We start from the raw sequence: 2,206 nt of genomic DNA, 5'->3' as shown, positions 1-2,206 counted from the left end.
TGGTCGACGGGCAGCTCGATCTCGACGCGCTGGCGTTCGCCGCCGATCTCGAGTTCCACCCGGCGGGTGCCGGCGACGCGGCGGCTGGCGACCACCGTGCCGGCGATGCAGCCAGAGCAGCCGCTCAGCAATTCGACGTCGTGCGGGCGGAAGTACAGCCTGGCATTGCCGCTGGCGGCGTCCGGCGCCGACAGCCCGATCGGGCGATCGGCGAGCCAGACCTCGCCATTCTCGACCTTGACGGGAAGCGAGCTCGATTCGCCGATGAAGCCATAGACGAAAGGCGAGTTCGGCCTGTCATAGATGTCGTCGGCGGTGCCGACCTGCTCGATGCGGCCCTGGCTCATCACCACGACGCGGTCGGCAAGCTCCAGCGCCTCTTCCTGGTCGTGGGTGACGAAGACGGTGGTGTGGCCGGTGGCGTCATGGATGTCGCGCAGCCAGCGGCGCAGTTCCCGGCGCACCTGCGCATCGAGCGCGCCGAACGGCTCGTCGAGCAGAAGCACTTTGGGTTCGATCGCCATGGCGCGCGCCAGCGCGACGCGCTGGCGCTGGCCACCGGATAGCTGCGCCGGATAGCGCTTTTCCAGGCCCGAGAGCTGGACCAGGTCGAGCAGTTCGGAGGCGCGGCGGCGGATCTCCTGCGCCGGCGGCCGCGTCGAGCCCTGCCGGACCTTGAGGCCGAAGCCGATATTGTCCGAGACCGTCATGTGCCGGAACAGCGCGTAGTGCTGGAAGACGAAGCCGACATTGCGCTCCTGGATCGATTTGTGCGAGGCGTCCTCGTCGCCGAAGAAGATCTTGCCGCGCGTCGGCCGCTCCAGCCCGGCAATCAGCCGCAGCAGCGTCGTCTTGCCCGAGCCCGACGGCCCCAGCAACGCGATCAGCTCGCCCGACTTGATGTCGAGCGACACGTCATGGAGCGCGGGAAACCGCTCGAACTCCTTGCGCACATTGGCAACGCGAACTTCCATCAACAGTCCCTTTGTAGTGGCTGCATGCCGTTATCCCAAAATCGGTTCCCGCTTTTGGGCGACATCAAAATCCTTGATCATGCATGTCGTTATCCCAAAACCGCTTTCCACGTTTGGGCGACATGCATCAATGTCCACGCGCCGCGGCGATCTCGGCGCCGTAACGCATCTCGAGCAGTGTCTTCAGGACCAGCGTCACCAGCGCCAGGCCGGCCAGCAGCGAGGCGACGGCAAAGGCGCCGACGGCGTTGTATTCATTGTAGAGGATTTCGACATGCAGCGGCATGGTGTTGGTCAGGCCGCGTATATGGCCCGACACCACCGAGACCGCGCCGAACTCGCCCATGGCGCGCGCATTGCACAAGAGCACGCCGTAAAGCAGCCCCCATTTGACGTTGGGCAGCGTCACATACCAGAAGGCCTGCCAGCCATTGGCGCCGAGCGACAGCGCGGCCTCCTCGTCGCCATTGCCCTGTTCCTGCATCAGCGGGATCAGCTCGCGGGCCACGAAGGGGAAGGTGACGAAGATGGTGGCCAGCACAATGCCGGGCACGGCGAACAGGATGACGATGCCGTGCGCCTTCAGCCAGGCGCCGAGCAGCCCCTGGGCGCCGAACAGAAGCACGTAGACCAGGCCCGAGATGACCGGCGAGACCGAGAACGGCAGGTCGATCAGCGTGGTCAGGAAGGCCTTGCCCTTGAACTCGAACTTGGCGATCGCCCAGGCGGCCGAGATGCCGAAGACGACATTGAGCGGCACCGAGATCGCCGCCACCAGCAGCGTCAGCCGGATCGCCGAGCGCGTGTCGGAATGGGCAAGCGCTTGCGCGTAGGCGCCGACGCCCTTGGCGAAGGCTTCGTTGAAGACGATGATCAGCGGCAACAGCAGGAAGATGCCGAGGAAGGCGAAGGCGATCGCCATCAGCACGGCCTGCGCCGGGCGGCTTTCGGTCACCGCCGCCGAGCGGCTGTCGTGATGCGGCTCGTAGGATTTGATCTCCGGATCAGCCATAGCGCTTGCGGCTCCATGTCTGCGCCAGGTTGACGATGAGCAGCATCAGGAACGACAAGGCCAGCATGATCGCGGCGATGGCGGTCGCCGCCGGGTAATTGTACTCCTCCAGCCGGATGACGATCAAAAGCGGCGCGATCTCGGACTTGTAGGGCAGGTTGCCGGCGATGAAGATGACCGAGCCGTATTCGCCGACGCCGCGCGCGAAGGCCAGCGCGAA

General features: G+C 65.5%; 2 protein-coding genes and 1 pseudogene. All 3 read right to left on the bottom strand.

The window, feature by feature from the left end; genetic code table 11:
* On the bottom strand, positions 1 to 974 hold a 974-nt coding region (locus FJ973_RS30700; RefSeq protein ID WP_140558916.1), incomplete at its 3' end, for a sulfate/molybdate ABC transporter ATP-binding protein.
* A 127-nt stretch (positions 975 to 1,101) separates the two neighbouring features.
* A complete protein-coding gene (cysW, locus tag FJ973_RS30695) occupies positions 1,102 to 1,986 on the bottom strand; it encodes a sulfate ABC transporter permease subunit CysW (RefSeq protein WP_140558915.1) in 885 nt (294 codons plus the stop codon).
* Positions 1,979 to 2,206: pseudogene (locus FJ973_RS30690) on the bottom strand (molybdate ABC transporter permease subunit); the annotation flags it as partial. The gene cysW and the pseudogene FJ973_RS30690, both read right to left, overlap by 8 nt.

Origin of the sequence: Mesorhizobium sp. B2-1-3, assembly GCF_006442495.1 — a bacterium.
In the GTDB taxonomy this organism is placed as follows: Bacteria; Pseudomonadota; Alphaproteobacteria; order Rhizobiales; family Rhizobiaceae; genus Mesorhizobium.
Note: the sequence above shows the minus strand (reverse complement) of the source record. Positions and strands in the feature narration are given on the sequence as shown.

Bases quoted from the DNA above. Each gene is read 5' to 3' on its own strand.
- cysW (WP_140558915.1), bottom strand. From the start codon at position 1,986: ATGGCTGATCCGGAGATCAAATCCTACGAGCCGCATCACGACAGCCGC.